The 22,605-nt window shown below is 39.8% G+C and carries 18 protein-coding genes and 1 riboswitch; of the genes, 7 read left to right on the plus strand and 11 right to left on the minus strand.

Translation table 11 applies throughout. The annotated features are described in order from the left end of the window. Positions 1 to 598 precede the first annotated feature (598 nt). Together ACM0OW_RS03000 and ACM0OW_RS03005 are read left to right on the plus strand one after the other, a co-directional pair. Positions 599 to 1,615, plus strand: a complete 1,017-nt coding sequence (locus ACM0OW_RS03000) for an N-6 DNA methylase (protein WP_414548554.1) — start codon at positions 599 to 601, stop codon at positions 1,613 to 1,615. Continuing rightward, entirely contained in the window at positions 1,599 to 3,833 is a 2,235-nt protein-coding gene (locus ACM0OW_RS03005; protein ID WP_414548555.1) for a type ISP restriction/modification enzyme, read from the plus strand. Before ACM0OW_RS03000 ends, ACM0OW_RS03005 begins: the two co-directional genes overlap by 17 nt. An 85-nt stretch (positions 3,834 to 3,918) precedes the next feature. On the opposite strand, the gene ACM0OW_RS03010 is transcribed toward ACM0OW_RS03005, so the two are convergent. Continuing rightward, positions 3,919 to 5,472, minus strand: coding sequence for a hypothetical protein (locus ACM0OW_RS03010; RefSeq protein ID WP_414548556.1), 1,554 nt, complete (start codon positions 5,470 to 5,472; stop codon positions 3,919 to 3,921). A gap of 346 nt (positions 5,473 to 5,818) precedes the next feature. On the opposite strand from ACM0OW_RS03010, the gene ACM0OW_RS03015 reads away from it, so the two are divergent. After that, positions 5,819 to 6,373: a Uma2 family endonuclease gene (locus ACM0OW_RS03015; RefSeq protein ID WP_414548557.1), complete on the plus strand. Its 555-nt coding sequence runs from the start codon at positions 5,819 to 5,821 to the stop codon at positions 6,371 to 6,373. An 81-nt stretch (positions 6,374 to 6,454) separates the two neighbouring features. On the opposite strand, the gene ACM0OW_RS03020 is transcribed toward ACM0OW_RS03015, so the two are convergent. After that, positions 6,455 to 7,765 carry an aminopeptidase P N-terminal domain-containing protein gene (locus ACM0OW_RS03020; RefSeq protein WP_414548558.1) on the minus strand — a complete coding sequence of 437 codons (1,311 nt, stop codon included), beginning with the start codon at positions 7,763 to 7,765 and terminating at the stop codon, positions 6,455 to 6,457. Between the two features lie 444 nt (positions 7,766 to 8,209). Here ACM0OW_RS03020 and ACM0OW_RS03025 point away from each other — a divergent pair, with 444 nt between their 5' ends. Continuing rightward, on the plus strand, positions 8,210 to 9,448 hold the full coding sequence (locus ACM0OW_RS03025) for an FG-GAP repeat domain-containing protein (RefSeq protein ID WP_414548559.1): 1,239 nt from the start codon (positions 8,210 to 8,212) through the stop codon (positions 9,446 to 9,448). 305 nt (positions 9,449 to 9,753) lie between these two features. Here the strand turns inward: ACM0OW_RS03025 and ACM0OW_RS03030 are convergent, their stop codons facing one another. From ACM0OW_RS03030 to ACM0OW_RS03060, 7 genes are all read right to left on the minus strand, one after another. Then, complete coding sequence (locus tag ACM0OW_RS03030) at positions 9,754 to 10,518, minus strand: MBL fold metallo-hydrolase (protein ID WP_414548831.1); 765 nt, start codon at positions 10,516 to 10,518, stop codon at positions 9,754 to 9,756. Between the two features lie 288 nt (positions 10,519 to 10,806). Continuing rightward, positions 10,807 to 11,406, minus strand: a complete 600-nt coding sequence (locus ACM0OW_RS03035) for an anthranilate synthase component II (protein ID WP_414548560.1) — start codon at positions 11,404 to 11,406, stop codon at positions 10,807 to 10,809. Between the two features lie 265 nt (positions 11,407 to 11,671). Beyond that, complete coding sequence (locus tag ACM0OW_RS03040; RefSeq protein ID WP_414548561.1) at positions 11,672 to 12,127, minus strand: diacylglycerol kinase family protein; 456 nt, start codon at positions 12,125 to 12,127, stop codon at positions 11,672 to 11,674. A 129-nt stretch (positions 12,128 to 12,256) separates the two neighbouring features. Continuing rightward, a complete protein-coding gene (gene ybeY / locus ACM0OW_RS03045) occupies positions 12,257 to 12,784 on the minus strand; it encodes an rRNA maturation RNase YbeY (protein WP_414548562.1) in 528 nt (175 codons plus the stop codon). 42 nt (positions 12,785 to 12,826) lie between these two features. Then, entirely contained in the window at positions 12,827 to 12,979 is a 153-nt protein-coding gene (locus ACM0OW_RS03050; protein WP_414548563.1) for a DUF3285 domain-containing protein, read from the minus strand. 187 nt (positions 12,980 to 13,166) lie between these two features. Then, positions 13,167 to 14,289 (minus strand): peptide chain release factor 2 gene (gene prfB, locus ACM0OW_RS03055; RefSeq protein ID WP_414548564.1). Its coding sequence is split into 2 segments (ribosomal slippage): positions 13,167 to 14,216 and positions 14,218 to 14,289, totalling 1,122 coding nucleotides; the frame shifts between segments, so codons are not numbered across the junction. A gap of 137 nt (positions 14,290 to 14,426) precedes the next feature. Further along, positions 14,427 to 15,155 carry a Bax inhibitor-1 family protein gene (locus tag ACM0OW_RS03060; protein ID WP_414548565.1) on the minus strand — a complete coding sequence of 243 codons (729 nt, stop codon included), beginning with the start codon at positions 15,153 to 15,155 and terminating at the stop codon, positions 14,427 to 14,429. Between the two features lie 445 nt (positions 15,156 to 15,600). On the opposite strand from ACM0OW_RS03060, the gene ACM0OW_RS03065 reads away from it, so the two are divergent. Further along, on the plus strand, positions 15,601 to 16,386 hold the full coding sequence (locus ACM0OW_RS03065; RefSeq protein WP_414548566.1) for an RNA polymerase sigma factor SigF: 786 nt from the start codon (positions 15,601 to 15,603) through the stop codon (positions 16,384 to 16,386). Positions 16,387 to 16,443: 57 nt separating this feature from the next. On the opposite strand, the gene bchD is transcribed toward ACM0OW_RS03065, so the two are convergent. Together bchD and ACM0OW_RS03075 are read right to left on the minus strand one after the other, a co-directional pair. Further along, positions 16,444 to 18,486 carry a magnesium chelatase ATPase subunit D gene (bchD, locus tag ACM0OW_RS03070; RefSeq protein ID WP_414548567.1) on the minus strand — a complete coding sequence of 681 codons (2,043 nt, stop codon included), beginning with the start codon at positions 18,484 to 18,486 and terminating at the stop codon, positions 16,444 to 16,446. A 145-nt stretch (positions 18,487 to 18,631) separates the two neighbouring features. Next, complete coding sequence (locus ACM0OW_RS03075; protein WP_414548568.1) at positions 18,632 to 19,822, minus strand: sensor histidine kinase; 1,191 nt, start codon at positions 19,820 to 19,822, stop codon at positions 18,632 to 18,634. 323 nt (positions 19,823 to 20,145) lie between these two features. Then, positions 20,146 to 20,279: riboswitch (cyclic di-AMP (ydaO/yuaA leader) on the plus strand. 153 nt (positions 20,280 to 20,432) lie between these two features. Between ACM0OW_RS03075 and ACM0OW_RS03080 the strand changes: the two genes are divergently transcribed. Together ACM0OW_RS03080 and ACM0OW_RS03085 are read left to right on the plus strand one after the other, a co-directional pair. Continuing rightward, entirely contained in the window at positions 20,433 to 21,068 is a 636-nt protein-coding gene (locus ACM0OW_RS03080) for a universal stress protein (protein ID WP_414548832.1), read from the plus strand. Between the two features lie 114 nt (positions 21,069 to 21,182). Continuing rightward, entirely contained in the window at positions 21,183 to 22,520 is a 1,338-nt protein-coding gene (locus ACM0OW_RS03085; RefSeq protein WP_414548569.1) for an SLC13 family permease, read from the plus strand. The last annotated feature ends 85 nt before the right edge of the window (positions 22,521 to 22,605 follow it).

A 22,605-nucleotide genomic window follows, 5' to 3' on the forward strand; every position in this document is an offset into this window, starting at 1 on the left:
TTCGGTTAAGGTTGTGTTCGCGTAGCGTACCGTAGGAATCCCCCCAACCCCCCTTGAAAAAGGGGGGCTAAAGGTCTCCCTTAAAGTCCCCCTTCTTCTACGCCGAAGGCGCATCCCCGAAGGGGTTTAGGGGGATTTAGGGGGATCTCCAATGAGCAAATATCGTTAACCGAACAGTATTGATATAATGTTTCCTTATTATATAAGGTATCTCATAGCCCCCTCCTCGCTTGCGGGGCTACGGTGTACACACAAGTCTGAAAATTCCCCCTAACACTTGGTTTCGCCGTCTAGCTCTTGGCTGTAGGATTACGCCGAAAAGTCTGTCATTGCGAGGAGGAACGACGAAGCAATCGCAAGGACTAGGGGACAATGCGATTACTTCGTTCCGCTATCGCTGCACTCGTAATGACAATTTAAAGGTCTACAAGGCTTAAAACCCTTGCAGATACTACTTGTGTGTACACCGTAGGCTTGCGGGGAGGGGGTTGGGGGTGGGGTTCTTGTATCTCACTCAACCGAGAACCGCCATAATAGTTTATTCGGTAATTTAAAATAATTACTCTGAATTATTACAAATAATCTATCCTGTCTTACTATGACTGAATTTACCAACTACATCCAAGACATACAAACCAATATTAAACGCGGTGGAGAACGCAGTCATTACCCCAGTTTAAAAAGACTGATTGAAGGTTTAATGATTGGAATTAATGCCAGAATTGAAGAAAAAGGTAATCAAGAAGGTATTCCTGATTTCACTATCAGAAAAAATGATCGAGTTTTAGGATATATAGAAGCTAAAGATATTAATGTCGATTTAGCTAAAACCGAAAAAACTGAACAACTGAAACGTTATTTAGAATCAAACATTGGTTATAACTTGATTTTAACTAATTATCTAGAATTTCGTTGGTATGTAGATGGAGAATGTGAAAAAACTGCTAAATTAGCTGATTTAGAACAAGGTGAAATTATCCTAGTTGATGATTTAGAACCCATTACCGAATTACTGGAATCATTTCTTAATCAAAAAGCCAAAGATATTAATAACTATTATGATTTGGCTAAAGAAATGGCAGCTTATACTAAAACTATTAGAAATGCGATTTTCTCAACTTTAGATATAGAAGCAAACACCGAAGAATTAAATCTATTAAAAGAAACATTTAAACAAATATTGATTCTGGATATAGATAATCAAAGTTTTGCTGATATGTATGCTCAAACCATTGCTTATGGTTTATTTACAGCCAAAATTGGTCACGCACAAAACCCAGGACAATTTGCATTCAACCGCACAACAGCAAGTATTTATATTAGTGATAGAATCCCTTTTTTAAAAGGTTTATTCGATATAGTTATTGCTACTGATGGCGTGAGCAAAATTCACAAGTCAATTGAAAATTTAGTGGAATTACTAAATACAGTTGACATGACCAATATTTTAGAAACATTTGGACAAGAAACCCGCACAGAAGACCCAGTTATTCACTTTTATGAAACATTTTTAGCTGCTTATCAATCTTCATTAAGAAAAAATCGAGGAGTTTATTACACTCCTGAACCTGTAGTTAATTTTATCGTTCGTTCTGTTAATGATAGTTTTAGATAACATTTTTGATTTACAAGATGGTTTAGGAAATCGCAAAGTAACTATTCTTGACCCCGCAACAGGAACAGGAACTTTTTTATATGCAGTTATTAAACAAATTCGGGATAATGTTTCTAAATATGGAATTGATAAATGGAATAGTTTTTTAAGAGATGCGAAACTTGTAAATCGCCTATTTGGCTTTGAGTTATTAATGACTCCTTATACCATAGCACATTTAAAATTAGGGTTATTATTAGGAGATTTAGGTTATAAATTTGCCCCAGAAGAAAGATTAAAAGTTTATTTAACTAATGCGTTAGAAGAAGGAATAAAGCAAGGTGATTTAATTCCTGGTATTACCCAAATTATTGCGGAAGAGTCAAGTCAAGCGGGAAAAGTAAAAACAGAAGTTCCAGTAATGGTGGTATTAGGAAATCCTCCTTATTCTGTTAGTTCTCAAAATGCGAGTAAACGCAAAAGGCTTTTAAATCAAGACGAAAAATATTTAGCTGATGTTGAATATACTGGTTCAGCTTGGAATAAGAAATATAAAACTGGGAAAGCTGGTAAAACTATTACTGAGTTAACCCATATTGGCGAACTTTTAGAATTATATAAAGGTCGAGTTAGGTTAGAAAAAGAAAAGAATATCCAACCTTTAGATGACGATTATATTAAATTTATTCGTTTTGCTCAATATCAAATTCAAAAAACACCAAAAGGTTATGGAATTATTGGTTTTATTACTAATCATTCCTATCTCAATGGTTTAATTCATCGGGGGATGAGAGAGGAGTTATTAAAGTATTTTGATAGTTTATATATCATGGATTTGCATGGTAATTCTTTATTAAAAGAAACTACACCCGATGGAAATATTGATCAAAATGTTTTTGATATTCAGCAAGGAGTAGCAATTTTAATTGCTGTGCGCGAGAAAAGCGAACCTGATTATTTTTCTACTGCTTATAAATCCAGAGATGGTGTGAAGGAAATGGCGAAGGTCTTATATTATGATCTCTGGGGAAGTCGTGAAGATAAATATCAGTTTTTGGAATCTGCAAGTTTAAATGATGTTGATTGGATTGAGTTACAACCAACAGCACCTAATTACTTTTTTGCACCGAAAGATTTTGATTTAGTTACAGAATATAATCAAGGTTGGATTGTTACAGATATTTTTCCTGTTAATTCAACAGGTGTTACAACTCATCGAGATCACTTTGTTATTGATTTTGATTTAGATAAACTTTCTAAAAGAATAGAAGATTTTATAGACTTACGAATCACAGATGAACAAATATCGACTATTTATGATTTAAAAGATACTCGTGATTGGAAGCTTTCTTTAAAGAGATTATCACTAAATAAAAATTTTAAATGGGAAAGTTATTTCACTACATATTTATATCGTCCGTTCGACAAAAGATTTTATTATCATCATAAAGACATTGTAGAACTGACAAAACATGAAGTCATGAGAAATTTACAGTTTGATAATTTAGCATTAATTTTATGTCGTCAGCAAAAAGAGATAGGTTTTCAACATTGTTTTGTTTCTGAAAATATAGGAGATGGTAATACTATTTCAATTAATTCAAGAGAACGTAGCTACTATTTGCCTCTCTACATTTATCCTGACACAGAAAATCAACAAACTAACCTGTTTATACAAAAAACTCCTAACTTATCACCGAAATTCTTAGAAACCATCAAAACCAAACTGGGTAAAACACCAACCCCAAAACAAATATTTTACTATGCTTATGCTATTTTTCATAGTCCCACCTATCGCAGCAGATACGCAGAATTTCTAAAAATAGATTTTCCTCGTCTTCCCTTAACCAGTAACAAAGAATTATTTAACTCATTAGCTGAAAAAGGAGAAGAATTAGTCAATTTACATTTAATGAAATCTACCACACTGAATAAATTAATTACCACATTTGTAAATCAGGGAAACAACCAAGTTACCGAAGTTACCTATAATTCAGAGTCGCAAAGAGTATATATCAATAAACAGAGTTATTTTACAGATATCCCTCAATATATCTGGGAATTTAAAATAGGTGGATATCAAGTATTAGATAAATGGTTGAAAGATAGAAAAAATGCTCATCGTCTATTGTCAGAAGAAGAAATTAATCACTATCAAAAAATCGTTGTTGCTTTAACAGAGACTTTGCGCCTAATGCAGGAAATTGATAGTTTAATTCCAGGATTTCCCATAGAATAATATAAGTGTGCATGGTTGACACAATTCTCATTTTTTTATATTTTCACACACCCCAACAGATACAACAAAAAATATCTGAAATTAACTAACCTCTTTCCTTAAACCAGCGTACAATTTTATCAGCTAAAGTATTAAAAAAGTGTTCAGTCAGCGTATCTTCACCACCCCAAGCGGGAATTTTTGCCCCCAATCTAGTGAAAAAATCATAGATAATAAATTGAGCTACCTTGCTTCTTTTTCCAGTCGCTGAATAAATCATCTGACAGGGGTAAGCTAAAGTACCAACAGTAGGAAGTAAACCTACTATCAAAGCGAACCAAGGTACTTCTCTACCTTCCCTGGCTTCTTCAATCATTCTCCAGGATGTATAGATACTCCTATATACTGGACCACCAACCGCGAACCAAATTATCAATACTATTTCATTAATAATCCCGGTAGAATATAATATTGGTAATATTAAAATTTCTAGTGCTTTAAAAAATCCTTTAATGCCCAGATGTACACCAAAATCTGTCAAATAAGCACTAGCATTTTCACTAGATAAACGTGTAAATAGATCATTGGCTTCTTCAGATGTAAGTTGACCACGTTTTTGCCAAGCCAGAATTCTATTAGAAACATAATCGCTGGCAATTTTTAATCTATAACGCTGAGAAAAAAAGAATTTACCCAACTGCTTCACTATTCTTTTATAATGAATAGTTTTTAATTTGTTGAATAGTTTTGATGGCAAAGAAATTATCAACAATTTCAAGCATATACGAATTATTTTACCTAACTCGCGGATATACCAAATCAACGGATATTGAGAAAACCATTTAGCCTGTTTTTCAGTGATATAACCCTTGTGTAATTGATATTTAATACTTCTGTCAAACCTCCTCATTGATTTCCATTTTTTTTGATTATATTCGAGATGTTCGACCTGTTCTAAAATCTCCAAGTATTGTTCAGTTCCTAATATATCTTCTAAATTAACCTTTTCCTGAGAGATATATTGCTTTAATTTATGAATATCTACATCATCAAATAATGGGTTTCTATGTTTAAATGCCTTTGGTAAATAAAATGAAAAAAGGGTGAAAAAATTAATAGGGAATAAGGCCGGAACACCAGACTCGCAGTCTATAAATACAAAACTATATTTTTCTGCTATGTTACTTTCTAATAAAAAATTGTTTAAAGCTGTGGGACTACCTTTACCAGCTTGCCAAACCAGACCATCAAAGCCAGATTTTATTAGTAGTTTTTGCAAAGGTATCATAATAACGTGAACTAACTGATACAACTCTTCGCCTTGATTTTGGCTAAAAGGTTGTTGTAGTTTAACGTGTCTCCCAGCAATAAATTCTGTATCTAATTGATAGGCTTGAAATTCTTCATTCCACCCCATAGCAAATGCGTCAGCAACTCTGAGTTGAGAACCAAACCAAAATTTAACCAATTGCTTTAATATTTTGCGGCGATAGTAAGCACAGCTTAAGGCGTTTTGGTTCCAAACGTAAGGATTAGGAACACCAAAGAAAAAATAATGAATTAAATTGGCTATTTTATCTTCAAAGAATATTTTTCTGGCAATAGAACCTTCAGGTGTATTAACTAAAAAAACTTGTCCTGATCTACCTGCACCTAACAACTTTGGCGGAGAATCCTGTGGAATGTCTACCATCTGAGGTTTTATATTTTAATAAAATTAAGATCCGTCCATCAATACCTTCGCCAAATTGAAAAAAGCCTTAATTCGTAGGTTGGGTTGTTCGCGGTAGCGTTGCGGAGCAATCAGCATGAAACCCAACAAATGCGTTGGGTTGCGCTGTCGCTTAACCCAACCTACAAAAAATGGTTAAGGTATTAGTCCATATACATATTCGGATAGTTTAGTATTGACTGCTACTACCCAGAAGAGGAATTACAGCACACCACAGGCCGAATTAGCGCAGGTGTATAGTAGATGAAAGCATGATTGGGAGGAATCAATCGTCATGAACGTAATTGTGGCTAAGTGGACAATTGACGAATATCACAGCATGATTGACGCTGGTATTTTGTGCGATCGCAAGGTGGAATTATTGGAAGGAGAAATCATCGAAATGTCGCCAGAAGGAGAACCCCATGCTTATTGTAGCCATGAAGCGGGTCAGTATCTCACAAATTTGCTAGGTACACGTGCCACAATACGTCAAGCTAAACCCATTACCCTACCCAACGACTCAGAACCCGAACCTGATTTAGCCATTGTCCAAAGTTTAGGACGGGAGTATCGAGAACATCATCCCTATCCAGAAAATGTTTTTTGGTTGATTGAGTATGCTAACTCTAGTTTAGATAAAGATTTAGCACTAAAGCCTAAAATTTACGCCGCAGCAGGTATTTTAGAATATTGGTTTGTAAATCTCAAAAAGTTACATTTGGTGGTGTTTAGAGACATCCTAGATGGAGAATACGCCACAAAACAAACCTGGACTACAGGAATAATTCAACCCCTGGCATTTCCAGATATTTCTATTTCCGTAGAACAAATATGCGATCGCGCTTAAATCAGTAAACAGTTAACAGTAAACAGTTAACAAGTTATCCCTCTTAACTGATCACTGATAACTGTAAACCATCCCCATTTTTTACCGTTCTACTTCCGCAACTTCCTTGGGAACCCCAGCCGTTAAGACTTCATGTCCTGTAGGTGTTACCAAAACATCATCTTCAATGCGAATCCCAATCCCTACCCAGCGAGGATCTGTTTCTGGTTGGTCTTCTGCTAGTTTGGTCTCTGGAACTATATAAAGTCCCGGTTCCACGGTTAACACCTGTCCAGCTTGCAAAATCTGCGGTTTATCTTCGCCGTGTTGATAAACACCCACATCATGAACATCTAAGCCTAACCAATGGCTGGTGCGGTGCATATAATAAGGTTTATATTTTTCTTCCTCAATTAACTTGTCAATTTCGCCTTTGAGGATACCAAGTTCTACTAATCCTTCTGTAATCACACGCACGGCAGCATCGTGAACCGAGTTAAAAGTATTACCCGGCTTTACTTGAGCGATCGCCTGTTTTTGAGCCTCTAAAACAATCTCATACAATGTTTTTTGCTCTGGTGTAAACTTACCCCCTACCGGAAATGTCCTGGTAATATCAGAGTTGTAATAACCATAAGCACAACCAGCATCAATCAGTAGCAATTCCTGATCTTGCATTTGCCGATGATTTTCGATGTAATGTAATACACAGGCATTCACACCAGAAGCCACAATAGAAGGATAAGCTGGCCCCATCCCACCGCGTAACTTAAAGGTATGTTCTATTTCCGCCTGGATTTCGTACTCATAACGTCCAGGTGCGGTAAATTCCCTCGCGCGATTGTGTGCTTCCACAGCGATGTCCGCAGCTTGACGCATCAATTCTAATTCGGCTTCACTTTTCACCAATCTCATGCTGCTGAGGATGGTTCCAGTATCTTCAATGCCAGTCGGACCTGTGCCACGCTTGGGATACGTCCGTAGTAGATTTTGGTAATGTTTGAGGATAGTATCATTAAAAGTGCGATCGCGTCCTAAATGATAGTAAATGCGATCAGCCTTTTCCAAATACTGAGGCAACTTTTCCTCTAGTTCAGCGATGGGGTAAGCTGCATCAGCACCATACTTTTCCTTGGCTGCATCCACCCCACATAAATAACCGGTCCAAACTTCCTTTTCTCGATCCTTCGGTTGGACAAACAACACAAACCGATGTTCTGGATGGTGTGGCGCTAATACTGCTACGGCTTGCGGTTCGTTAAACCCAGTTAGATAGAAAAAATCACTGTCCTGACGATAAGTGTATTCAACATCGTTGTGCATTACGGCCATTGGCGCACTGCGAAAAATCGCCGTACCATTACCAATTTTTGCCATTAAGCGATCGCGACGTTGCTGATATTCTGCTTGCATAAGTAATCAATTTGTAATTTTTAGTATTATTCTACACTTTAGACGACTGTAACTAGGGAAACTTGTGTCTAATTTAAATTATTTTAGCTAATATTTCTTTGATTAATTACTCACACCCAGATATTAATCTGGGTTGAACTCAAATGCAGTATTTTTAATGTATTGAGAATAACAGTATCTTTGGCAATATTAGCCGTTATTTAAATATAGTTTTTTCATGATAATTCACCTTAGTAAACATTTGACAATTGTCTATTAATCCTGATAATTGACGCAGAAAATAGAATCATTAATTAAACTAAGAAATGTGTAGAATGACTGACATTTACATTTAATAAATGTTTATGAAAAAATATTTAAATTAGAAATAATGTTTTTTGAGTACAGAAAGCAAGACAACAAAAAAGATAAAACTTGTATGACAACAAGTCATAAAAATACACTATGTTTGGACAGCAAAAACCCTCTGGATTTGAGGAAGCAATGAAGATAGCATTTGATAATTCTTTGGCAAAATCGGCATTGTTAGTATCTAATTCTGACACAGAATTAAATACTGGTTTACCAAGTAGTAATAGTTCCTCACCATCAAACCCTATACCAACACTTCCCAATTTGTTTGGAGGAGCAAACCCCAATCCTAATCCTTACTTAACCAGTGCCGCAATAGTTCCTGATTTCAACGCTGATGGCAAAACAGACAAACTGTGGGTAAATGCCGCAACAGGTGAAATCGTCGTTCGGCTGATGGATGGTACAAGGATTATCGAAGAAGCTTCCTTGGGCCAATATGATCTATCAGCTATGACTTACACAATTGCCGATTTCAACGCTGATGGCAAGACTGACTTCTTATTACGTAATGAAGTCACAGGTGAAAATCGCATTGTGTTAATGGATGGCACAAGAGTAGCTAATACAGTTGCACTGGAAACAGTTGACCCCAATTGGACTGCTAAAATTGGCGATTTCAATGGCGATCGCAAGACCGATATCTTCTGGCATAATGCTGAAAGTGGTCAAAATGCTATTTGGACAATGGATGGCATCACAGTTATTGATGCCGCCGTTCTAGAAAACACAGACACAACCTATGCTCCCACCATTGTTGATTTCGACGGTAATGGCAAGAGTGATATCTTCTGGCGCAATCAGACAACCGGTGAGAACAAAGTCTGGTTTATGGATGGCACGAACAAGACCGAGTTTGGTCTCCAATCGCAAGACCCTACCTGGAACTATACCCTTGGTGATTTCAACGGTGATTTAAGAACTGATATTCTGTGGCGTAATGCAGAAACAGGTGAAAACAAGATTTGGACAATGAATGGTATTTTTGTCACTGAAGGAGCGCTAGCAACACTAGACTCATCCTGGCAATCTTCTATTGGTGACTTCAATGGCGATGGTAAAACTGATATCTTCTGGCATAACCAGGTAACTGGTGAAAACACAGCCTGGTTGATGGATGGTACCACAGTCAGCACAGAAGCCTTCCTACCCAGTATTGCTCCTGGCTTGACTCCATCATTGGGTGACTTCGATGGTAATGGCACAACTGACATCTACTGGCGCGACCAACAAACAAGTGTAGATAGAATTTGGTCTATGAATGGCACAACAGCAACTGAGTCTTTTGTCGCTGAAGAAAATAGACTGTCACCAGAATGGTTCACCGCCTAAATCAGTGCTGAGTGCTGAGTATAAACTCAGTTTAATTACATCTTAAAGCTGATAAAAACCCCTATACTCTTTTCCCCTCCTCGCTTGCGGGGCTACCGTGTACACACAAGTCTTATCAAGTTGCCTAAGAGCGTTTCGATCCCCCCTAACCCCCCTTGATAAGGGGGGAACTAGAATCAAAGTCCCCCTTTTTCTACGCCGAAGGCGCATCCCCGAAGGGGTTTAGGGGGATTTAGGGGGATCAGATCACTTGTGTGTACACCGTAGGCTTGCGGGGAGGGGCTAGGGGTGGGGTCTTTTATTAATTAAAACTTGTAAGTTAAAAGCTGAATCTCACTAGTTTCGGGGAGATTACTAGAGCTAATGGCAATAGTATCAGAATTAGCACGACGAACTCTCATCCCCTCCATCAGATTTAAAAATTCATCCACTGGCGTAATATCACACGCAGCATCAGCAGCTGGTGTCCGGTAGTGAGTGGGAACCACTAACCTAGGATTTAACACCCCAATAGCCTGCTTGGCTTCTTGGGCATTATACGCCTTATCACTTCCTCCCACTGGGATTAACGCCACATCAGGACGACCCATCATAATTCTTTGTTCAGTGGAAATAGGTGCAGCAGCGCCTCCTAGATGCAAGATATTAATTCCCCCTTGCTGCCAACGCCAAGCCGTATTTATCCCAAATTGCCTACCACCTCTGCGGTCATGGTCTATAGCAATTCCCTGCAATTTAATACGTTGAAACTCGTAAGCACCAGGCGCAAATACTAACTTCGGGTTTCCTGGTAGTCCGTCTACAGCACCTTCATCTAATAACTGACTACTAATTAGGACTAAATCTGCTGTAACTTTTGGTGGACGATAGCCAGCAGTACAGCCGACTGTGTGAAATGGATTGACAAGAATCCTCACTCCACCACCAGTAAATAAAAAACAAGTATGACCCAACCACTGAACTGATAAACCGCTAGATTGCGCGTCAGCTGTCAGGTGGGAACCTAAATTAGTAACCAGCGCTGTGACTAAACCCGCCCCAGCATAGCCCATCAAATCTCGTCGTTTCATCATAAAAATGGGTAGAAACCCCGTGCTTTGAGCATCGGCTTTTTAAATACTGGTTTTTAAATGGCGATAAGCCCAGGAACCAGCAAACCTGTTTAAGTCCCTTCGGTGCAACAAGGTTAGAATGTCTTGGCTTGACCCAACGCTTAACCAATTAAGCTTACAGGAGGCTCAACTAGGGAAGTATTGAGCCGTGTGTACCAAACCTTGTCTCAATGCGGTATTCACAAATTACGTCACCCAAACTGGTTTGGGCAATCCTCACCCTTAAAGGGTGAGGTTGGTGAATAATTACTCTCTTGACTCTAATTGTTCCAGAAAATTGCGTAATAACTGCTTTCCTGAAGATGTTAAAACACTCTCTGGATGAAACTGGACTCCTTGAATGTGAGGATAGTTCCGGTGTCGCACGCCCATAATTGTGCCATCTTCTACCCAAGCAGTAATTTCTAGAACTTCTGGGCAGGTGTCACGGTCAATAACTAGACTATGATATCTGGTTGCCACCATCGGATTTTCTAACCCCTGGAAAACACCTACTCCAGCGTGAGACACCTGAGAAGTTTTACCATGCATCAAATCTGTGGCCGAAACGATTTTACCACCAAATACTTGACCAATGCTTTGATGCCCCAAACAGACACCCAAAATTGGTAAATTGTGACCTAGCTGTTTAATCAAATCTTGGGATATTCCGGCATTTTCTGGACGACCAGGCCCAGGAGAAATAACTACAAGTGCCGGATTTAATGCTTGAATTTCGTCTACTGTGATTTTGTCGTTGCGAAAAACTTTAATATCTGATGCTACAGGGAACTCTGCTGCTAGTTCTCCTAAATACTGCACCAAATTATATGTAAAACTATCATAATTATCGATAACTATAATCAAAGCTTATAACTCCTGGGTTATATCTCCCATACTATTTATAGTTATTAATTATCGCAAATAACTAGACATATCAATGAATGTCCTGCTTGAAGTCGAATCAAGAAGACATTGACAAACTAAACCTTGTCCATCATGAAAAGTGGAGTTTTTGTCATTGCGACGTAAGGAAGCAATCTCACCATCTTGACTAAAAACTACGGGTCTCAACCTAGACGAGGTTTATGTCCACCTATAAAATATCATCAGGGTGGGAGAACAAGCAAACCTAGAAATTTGACATAATTAAAATCACTAGAGGCGGTAACAAGAGCGTACCCGCAACCAGTAAAGCTACTAAGGCGGAAACTAGCACAGCACCAGCAGCGCAGTCTTTGGCAATTTTCGCCAACTCATGATAAGTCTGCTTAACTGTTAAGTCTACAAGAGACTCAACGGCTGTATTTAGTAATTCCAATGCCAACACTAAACCACTGGTTATAGCAATGACGGCAATTTCTACTGCTTGTAAATGTAAGAAAATGCTTAAAGCGATCGCTAAGGCACAGACACTGAGGTGGATGCGAAAGTTGCGTTGAGTATGAAAACTGTAACTGATTCCAGCCCAGGCATATTTAAAGCTGATGAATAAATTAGAAGCAACTTGCCAGGACAGTTCCCGTTCCTTTGTGACTAGTGTTGGTAGACAGTTTGGTGTTGATGGAGGGGAAACTTGTTGGGACATAAGGTTAAAAATTGAACAATAAAGTAATTACAGAAGAATTTGACTGATTTTACGATTTTTGATGATGCAATCAAGTTGGAAGTATTTTTCTACAGAAGTATTATAAACACTTACAGACATAAAGAATATTTAATATTCTATGTCAATATCAATACTAATAGTCTTCAGTAATATTACTTGCTGCTTTAACATTTGCATCAACTGCTCTTCATCTGGATGATCCCAACCCAACAGATGTAGTAGCCCGTGAGCTGTTAACCAAGCTAATTCGGTTAGCAAACTATGCCCCTGCTGTTGAGCTTGACGTTGAGCCGTATTTACCGAAATTACAATATCACCTAGATACAAAGATGCATCCAACATTTCCGGACTTTGAGGAAAATCTACCTCTAAAGCCGCAAAAGACAAAACATCTGTGGGTTTATCTTGTTGGCGATATTGAGCATTCAATGACTGAATTTCCGCGTCATCTGTCAAACGCAGTCCTATTTCATAACCTACTGCTGGCGGCAGATGCGGGTGTAGAGTTTCCAGCCAGCGATTAAACCAGTTTTCCCAAGTTTCCGTAGCAATTCGACTATTGTTATCCCCAATATCAATAGCTTCTATTGGGGACGATTCGTAAAATAAATCCTGTACATCTAGTTCAACTTGCACCAGCTTTAAACTCTCCTCACAGCTTGTGATGTTGCTTTGTTGTTAGTGAGTTAGGTAAGCAAGACCCACGAAAACAGCTAAAAGCCCTACAGCAGTCAGTAGAAAATGTTTCATGGAAGTGCCTCCCTTCCTCACCATGTTTCGCATGGCCAGTTTTACGTAACTAGGCTTGGGTTCTGTTGGCGAGTTGCTCATAATAATTTGCTCACAAATCTCTATTACATATAAATTTAACAGTTTAACTAGGCTTCTGATGCCATTGCGCCTATTCTGAGTGCTGAGTGGGGAAAGTGCTGTTAGCGGTAGCGGGGCGTTTAGCCCGTGCTGAGTGCTGAGTGAATAAAGTTTTGAGTCAGTTTCTTTCCCCCCTGCCCCCTGCACCCTAAGCAGAAGTGCTGTCTACCAGCTGGTTTTCCTGCCGGAGATAGGCTTGAATAAACGCATCGAGGTCGCCATCCATGACATCAGAGATTGCAGTTGTTTCCACGTTGGTTCGCAAATCTTTCACCATTTGGTAAGGGTGAAACACATAGTTACGAATTTGATTGCCCCAAGAAGCTTCCACCATATCACCTCTAATTTCGGCGACTTCTTGCGCTCTTTGCTCTCTGGCAATCACCAGCAGTTTAGCTTTCAGACGGGCGAGGGCTTTGTCTTTGTTTTGCAGTTGAGAGCGTTCCTCTGTACAACGCACTGCCAGTCCGGTGGGTAGGTGAACAATTCGGACTGCTGTTTCTACTTTGTTGACATTCTGCCCTCCTTTACCACCAGCTCTGGATGTCGTAATTTCCAAATCCTTTTCGGGAATGTCCAGTTGTACAGAGTGGTCTAGTTGCGGCATGATTTCCACTCCAGCAAAACTGGTTTGGCGCTTACCGTTAGCATTAAAGGGTGAAATGCGTACTAAACGATGTGTGCCTGTTTCCGAGCGTAGATAACCATAAGCGTAGCGACCAGTAATTTCCAGGGTGGCTGATTTAATCCCAGCCTCATCACCCTCTGATTCTTCAGCTAAACTGACTTTGTAACCGTGGGATTCTGCCCAACGGGTATACATCCGCATCAACATAAACGCCCAGTCTTGGGCATCTGTGCCGCCAGCGCCAGCATTGATTGTCAACACTGCCCCTTCCACATCATAAGGGCCAGAAAGTAACTGTTGTAACTCCCATTGGTCAAGTTCACGATTGAGCTTGGTGGCTGTAGATTCTGCTTCTTGCAATAGTGCTTCGTCAGTTTCCAACTCCAATAGCTCAACAACTGCTTTGGTATCTTCCAAACTAGAACGCCACTGCTCATATTGCTGGAGGTGGGCTTTGAGGTCGTTCAGTTCTTGCAGCGTTTGTTGTGCTTGAGTTTGGTCGTCCCACAATTCTGGCTGTGCGGCGATTTGTTCTAAATCTTGAATTTTGGCAGTCAGTGCAGGTATGTCAAAGATAGTCCTGGGCTTTACCCAGACGACCGGACAATATTTCGATTTCGCGTTTGAGTTCTAATACTTCCATAGTGCTTTGCTAAAGAAGGTCAATTAATTATTGTAGTATAAAATTGCCATTTTTTTACCTTGCCACAGAAAACCGTGGTTACTGTAGATGAACCACGGCGAACAATTATTGATTAATTTGGATTGTTTTCAGGACGCTTAATCACGACCATTCAGGGCAATTAGCAACCGCAAGATAAATACAAACAAATTGATGTAGGTGAGGTACATCGACAAGGCAGCAGGTAGATATTGGTCATCCTGATAAGTACGGGGCAAGATGTAGAAATCAACCACAGAGACTCCCACAAATAGGAAAACCCCTAAACCTGAGATGCCAATTTCTAACCAACTGGGTGTGTAAACACCAAACATGGCAAATGCAAATTGGGCTAGACAAACAACAACCAAGGCAATGACACCCAGGCTGATAGTTTTGGTCAAAGCCATCCCATCTTTTTCAGAGAGATTGGAACCAATTTGACGGGCGAGAATGAAGGTAACGCCACAACCAAGGGCAGCTAACCCAATACCTTGAATGCCAACGCCTTGGGTTTGCAAGGCAACGAACACTAAGCCACTGAGGGTGTATCCAGATAAGAGACCATAGGTTGCTAGTAGAGGTAGTGCCAAACCTTTGTTACCTTTTTCCGCAACATTCCGGGCAACAAAGAACAGAATTAACTGCACAATCATTGCACCAATGAAGGTGGGAAAGAAAATACTGGGGTTGGTACGGATAACGTTCAGACCGCCATAGGTTCCCACGGCTGTTAGCACCAGACCGCCACCTACAAACGGTAAGGCATTGGCAATGACATTTGGACCAATGAGGGCTTGACTTTTAGCCTCACGAATAGCCTCACGAAAGTTGCTAGTATTACTCATTTGTCAATTTTTTGAGATGAATATTCGGTTTAATTCCATTTTTACCAACTTTTGTGGTGAATAGCGAAATTTGACGCTGAGAAATGAGCGAATTTCTAGATACTATTTCTGAACTAAACTTAGTATCAGACTTTGTTTCGCTCAGGTAGAAATACGGCTATGGGGTAAGGTATGCATTTTTGATCATAAATAGCTAGGTTCTATTGCCAAAACTCAACATTTGTTAGGGAACTATTATTACTTGGAAAAATAAAATAACTCGCAACAGCCAAAACAATAAAAATTTGCGTAAAATTACCGATGATACTAGTAAGACTTTCCCTAATTTCAGTAAAACGACGATGGTTTATTCAGGCTTGACTAAGGAAAATAATGAGAGATTTGAAGGCAATATACGCAACTCCTTTCTTTTGACAAAAGGGAGTTATAAAAAAGGAATTTTTATATGACAACCTGTGAAACCTCTATGCAAATTGATGGTGTGGAGTTATTGCACTCATACCACCAAAATCCCTCTATTAAACTTCGTAATCAACTCGTACAGTTACATACTGGCTTAGTCAGAAAGATAGCTCATAAATTTAGCCATCAATGTAATGAACCTTATGAAGATTTAGAACAAATAGGTTATTTTGGTTTAATTAGGGCTATTGAACGCTTCGACCCTAGCCAAGGATATGCGTTTAGTTCCTTTGCTGTGCCATACATTCGAGGCGAGATGCTGCACTTTTTACGCGATCGCAGTAGTCTAGTAAAAATCCCCCGTCGTTGGCAAGAACTGTACAACGAAGGCCAAAAAGTTCGTAAAGAATTATCAATTTCTTTGGGTCGTTCTCCCAGAGATACTGAAATCGCCGAGCAACTGCACGTCTCTGTCCAAGAATGGCAAGAAACTAAGTTAGCCTCTCAAAATCGGATGCCTTTGAGTTTAGACGCTACCGCAACCCATTATGTGGATTGCCAAATCACTTTAGGTGAGGCGCTTCCTTGTCCTCGTTCTACTGCGCTTCAGCAGCAAGATGAAGAACGGCAACAACTCCAAGGAGCCATTAATATGTTAGAAGACAAGCCCCGGATGGCAGTGGAAATGGTGTTTTTAAAGGAACTTTCTCGGAAGGATGCGGCTAAAAATATTGGCACCAGTCCGATGACAGTCACACGATATTTACAAAAAGGCATTCAGGATCTAATTTGCTATTTACAACCACAAACAGTACCTACAGGTTATTAGAAAGTGTTGCGTGGGGAGACGCGATAAATCGCGTCTGTACAAGAAATTTATGACTAATTATCTTGATTTTAAATCAGCGATCGCACCTTTAGTCATAGCAGCAATGGTTTTATCGCTGGCTTTCGGTAAATGATAATACTTACCTGCGGCTGTTTGCGATAACTCTTTAGCAAAACCCGTAGACACAAATTTACTCTCAGTATCAATTACCAATAGTTGCATCCCCAAAGCTCGGATTCTCGCCGCAATTTCTAACAATTCAGCTTTAATGTCTGGTTTTTCTCCTGGTTCTAACGGTTCACCCAAGGAACGCGCCAAGGGAATATTACCCCTGCCATCGGTGATGGCGACAATCACAACTTGCCCAATATCTCCACTCATTTGGGCATTTACACCCACACGGACTGCTTGAGTTAAACCATGTGCTAGAGGCGAACCACCGCCACAAGGTAGCCTCTCTAAACGGTTACGGGCTAAGGCTATGGAACGTGTTGGGGGTAATAATACTTCTGCTTGTTCTCCTCGGAACGGAATCAAGGCTACTTGGTCACGGTTTTGATAAGCTTCTGTCAACAGTTGCATGACAGCACCTTTGGCTGATTGCATCCGGTTAAGAGCCATTGAACCAGAAGCATCCACTACAAATACTACCAAGGCTCCAGCTTTGCGTACCAAACGCTTGGAACGGATATCGCCTTGCTCGACAATCACCTTTTTATTGGGCTGTCTTTCCCTTCTAGCTTTTTGATAGGGTGCAGCCGCCCTTAGAGTTGCATCTACCGCAATGCGGCGGACTTTCCCTTTGGGTAACATCGGCTTAATGTAACGTCCCCGGTCATCAGAGAAAATAATGCTGCGATTCCCCGATTTGCCTTGTCGTTTCGCCATTTGGGCAAAATAAAGCACGCTCTCATCCAGAATTACTCCTTCAGGGTCAAACACAAATTCCTCTGGAATGTCGGGGGGTTGTTGTTCGTCTTGTTCGTCTTGTTCCTGTTCTTCTTTGTCTTCCTCGTCGTCGTCTTCTTGTTCTTGCTGGTCTTCTTCGTCTTGATTCTGAGGTGGTGGTGGTGGGGGTGGTGGTGGTTGGTCTGGTGGTGGGGTCTGGACGATTGTAGAACGTGGTACAATCACTAATTCCACAGCCCGACGTAAATCTTCGGCGTTGACTGTTGTCCGTCCCTCCAAAGCCGCCGCAGCTTTAGCAACACGCACAGCAAATAATTCAGCGCGATGTCCTTGGACTCCTCCCCGAATCGCTTCATCGACTAAATAGGCAATTTGTTCTTGGGTGATGGTGACTTCTTTCAACCATTCCCGTGCTAGAAGAATTTGGGTTTTCAGCGAGTCTAAGTCTTCTTCGTATTGCTGGAGAAATACTTGGGGAGATTTTGAATAGGCGATCGCTTGCTCTACAGCTGATACTCTTTGATCTAAGCCTAGTACACCATCAGCAGACAGGGAAATGGCAATTCTATCGAGTAAATGCTCTCGTAGTGCGCCTTCTTCGGGGTTATAGGTGGCTATAAATAAGGATTTGCAAGGATGCTGAAAACTAATTCCTTCCCGTTCAATCTGGTTGCGTCCTTCAGATAATACTGTTAAAAGCTGATTGGAGATTTGATCATCTAATAAATTCAGTTCATCTACATACAGCACGCCCCGGTTAGCTGAGGCGAGTAACCCAGGCTGAAATATAGTATCACCTTGCTGTACTGACTTTTCTACATCCACAGAACCCAGGAGTCTATCTTCTGTCACTCCTAAAGGAATCTGAATAAAGGGTGCGGGAATAATTTCTGTAGGGATATCTTGAATATCTTTGTCTGCATACTCAGCAAACAGATAATCATCCCAGTCTTCTGGGTGGTTGGGGTCACAGTTACTAATGGAGCCTTGGACAACTTCGATGGGTGGTAGTAGAGCGTGAATAGCACGAGCCATGACTGATTTTGCCGTACCGCGACGACCTGCGATCGCTACTCCTCCCAATCCGGGATCGACTGCTGCTAATAGTAAGGCTATTTTTATGGCTTCTTGACCGACTACAGCTGTTAAGGGAAAGGCTGTGATTGTGGGGTTAATAGTGGGCGCGGGCATGGTTGGCAAAATAGCTGATCTTGGTTTTTAGCATAGCAATTTTTGGCACATGAAGTTAAGAGTTTTTTTCTCACGCAGAGGCGCAGAGGCGCAAAGGAAGAAGGCAGAAGGGAGAAGAGAGGAATAAAAACTTTTCTTTTGGCTTTTATAACTTTAGTTCCAAAGGCATAGTTACTGTGAAAGTAGAACCTCTTCCTACTTCAGAAACTAAATCAATTTCACCTTGTAATAATTTTACCAAACGAGAAACTATAGCCAATCCCAAACCAGTACTATCGGGAAGATAAGACCGATTCCCAGAATTACCGCGAAAGTAGGGTTCAAAGATTTGGGTTTGGTTTTCTGGACTAATTCCAATTCCTGTGTCACAAACTTCGATTGACCACTTTTGATTATTTAGCAAGTGACATTCTATGCTAATAGTCCCTGAGTCTGTATACCGAATCGCATTACTTAGCAGATTAATCATAATCTGTTGTAATTGAAATTCATCTGTGACTACTTTTTGCGGGATGCTATCGTAATCTGCTACCAGTTTTAATTTCTTTTCGTCAGCTAAAGGCTGCAACATTTCACACACATTGTCGATTAACTCGCGGACATTAATCAGTGCTGGTTTTAATTGTGTCTGTCCAGCATCAAACCGCGAAATTTCGAGGACATCATTAATCAAACGAAGTAACTGTCTACCATTGCGTAACACCCGTTCAATATGTTCAATGTTAGCGTAGTTGTCTTTTATTTCCGGCTTTTTTCGTTGTTGGCGTAAAAATAAATCTGAGTACCCAATAATTGAACTTAAAGGATGTTTTAAATCATGGGCTAGTTGAGAAATATGATCTTGATTGGCAATCACTAAGCGATTGAGTTGCTGATTATGAAGCTCTAGTGACGAATGTAACTGCTTAAATTCCTGTAAGCGTTCTTCAATATAACTATTAACACACTGCGCGATCGCTTCGTCTATGACAGCATCAATCAAACGCATCGAACGGATAATTTCTGAAGGTGTTCCCTTGAGTAACTCTAATTCAAGTGTATCGAATATTACCATTCTTAGTAGATGGTATTCATGAGTAATTTCTGCTGGATCAAAGCCTTGTTTAGCCCGCAGTATCCCATGATGCCAACTAGCAGTAATTATCGACTGAATATCATTACCCTGAGACTTAGACAGCACTGTGACCATTGCTTTTAACACATCGGGAAGATCATTTCGGATTGCTGTATAAGGTAAATCTTCGGCACTTTCAATTTCCCGATCTTTAAGAACTGCTGCAACCCATTTTTTGAGAATGATATCAACATTTTCAGCCAGTAACAGACTAAAATCCATTATTCTAAAGTGCGTTTGGAGTAGATGAGTAAACCTAATATATACAATTATTTTAGCGATTTTTGGACATATTCATAAAATTAGTTATCTGGTTCAACAGCGCCAAAAATAACTCTTGTATGCTTTTATTTAAATTCAACACTGACCTTTGCCTGGAGTGACTGTGGGAAGCCTTGTATAAGTCACAACTTTAGTTAGAAGCCTGGCAACTAAATACAATTGAGGTGTATGGTCGAGCATTGTAATAAATTATCAAGATTATTTCCCATACGGCTGATTAAAGTAGATAATAAATTTGCTGTAATTAGTTAGAATACTATTTATTTAGTGGGTAGCCTAATTCAAATTCATCAAAACTGGATTTGGAACGGAGGAACCAATGTTTGGGGCTAATCTTAACGAGAGACACCTTCCAGTCTTAGCCCGTCAGCTAACTCCGTCGGCAATGGAAGGAACTCCCAAAACTTTGGCTTTAACACCAGTTGTTATTGGGGTTTCTTTGCGGATATGACTTGTTTATCCTCTGGGATAGGGGTTATCCGTTTTTAACCTACTTCTCATTCACCATTCGTTCCTTTGGGGAGAAGTCCAAATCGTGAAAATCAAGCCCATGTTAGTGCGTTTGCAAAGCGCCATCGGTCGAGATGACTTAATTGAGCAAATGGTATTATTACCAGAGCCACAAAAACCTTTGTCTCCAGAAGCTCAAACTGTTAACTTAATCGTTGCTTATGATACTTCAACTAATAGTCATACTGCACTAGATTTAGCCTTCTGCATTGCCCATCAAACGCGTTTAGCTACAAATGCACAAGTGAACGTGCAAGCCGTTTATGTGGTAGAAAATCATGATCGTAATCAGGTTACAGATGTATTTAGTTTTACGAAACCCCTGCCGAATTTAGAATGTCCAGTAAGTGCAGTATCAAGGTCTGAAATCCCGGTTTTAACTCAATCAAAATTCAGAGGGATGACCCAATGCTTACCAGAAAAAACTATTGCTCCTCTCCAAGCAGCCGACAAAATTATTTGGCAAGCACGAAGCCTAGCTGAAGAATGGCAAGGTTCTTTTAAATCTCATCTGCGGTTTGGTTGTGTTGCGATAGAACTGAAAAAAGTTGTGGAATTGGAAGCTGCTAGTATCTTGTTTTTGGGATGTAAGTCTGTTAATCATTCCATCTTCCAAACACTAGGTTCTAATTTTCCCTGTGCCATTTTAGGTATACCCAATTGTATTGATGAATAATTCCTATGCAGGATTATAGTAATTTTTCATCTCATTAAAATTGCCGGAAAGTCATCTATATATAGGTGGCTTTTTCTCTAACATACAACTTCGTTAAACTTCAAGAGGTATAGCGTGGAAAATTGGCAAGCGGTTTTCAGTTTGTTCATTTTTATCAGTGTAATTTTCTTAGTCATAACGGAATGGGTGCATCTCACCATTGCGGCCTTCCTGGGAGCATTATTGTTAGTTTTTGCTAACGTCATGACTTTACCAGAAGCTATCGATTACATCAGTAAAAGTCATGGAACACTGAGTTTATTTTTCGGCGTTATGGTATTTGTGCGAGCATTTGAGTCTACGAAGATATTTGATTATGTCGCGACTCAAATAGTTGTATTCGCTAAAGGTGAAGGCAAGCGTCTATTACTTGGTATTGTCGCAATTGTCACTCCCATTTGTGCAGTTTTACCCAATGCTACAACAGTGATGCTATTAGCACCGTTAATTCCACCAATGGCGCAAGAATTAGGGATAAATTTTGTCCCCTTATTAATTTTAATGGTCTTAGTTGCTAATAGTGCGGGACTCTTAACACTAGTTGGTGATCCGGCTACATTTATTGTGGGAGATGCAGTTAATATCAGTTTTATAGATTATTTATGGCACTTAAGTTTAGGGGGAGTAATTGCCGTTGCTGTTGTCATCTTATCACTACCGATTTTATTCCGAAAAATTTGGCATACGAAACTAGCAACTTTGTCAGAACTCCCACACCCACAAATCAATCATCCACGAGTTCTCACTTTGGGTGCAGTGATTGTAGTTTTAGTATTAATCTTTTTTGTGATTGGTGAATCTTTGCCCATACCTATTTCACCTGCGGGGGCGGCTTTATTAGGTGCAGCTTTAGCTTTGCTGCTATCTCACCATAGCAAAATTGATTCTGTGAATCAGATATTGCGAGATGTAGACTGGAGTACATTAATATTTTTCATGAGTATTTTTGTGCTAATTGGAGGACTGGAGAAAACAGGTGTAATTAATGCTTTATCAGGAATATTTTCCGCACTTATCGGTAAAAATATTTTTCTGGGTTCTCTAGTTTTGTTATTTTTTGTAGGGATATTATCTAGCCTGATACCCAATATTCCCTTAGTAGTAGGGATGGTTCCTTTACTCAAACAATATCTCGTGACTGTGGGGTTAGCACCTACGGAAATTTTAGCCCCAGATTTTATGGGCGAGTTCCCCCCAGAAGTGCTACCACTGTTTTACGCTATGATGTTTGGTGCGACCTTGGGAGGAAATGGCACATTAGTGGGAGCATCTTCTAATATCGTAGCCGCCGGTATTGCGGAACAACACGGACGACGCATTTCGTTTAAAACTTTTCTCCATTATGGGATTCCAATCATGCTAGTCCAACTGGTGGCATTAGCATTGTATGTAATGGTGCGTTTTCTGCTTTGATATATGAATTACCCATAGTTGGGTTCACCTGAACTAGCGCCCCTACCCCGTGGTCTATTTACTTAAAAATAGCTGTAAATGTAGA

This window comes from Anabaena sp. CCY 0017, from assembly GCF_963920885.1.
GTDB lineage: Bacteria > Cyanobacteriota > Cyanobacteriia > Cyanobacteriales > Nostocaceae > Nodularia.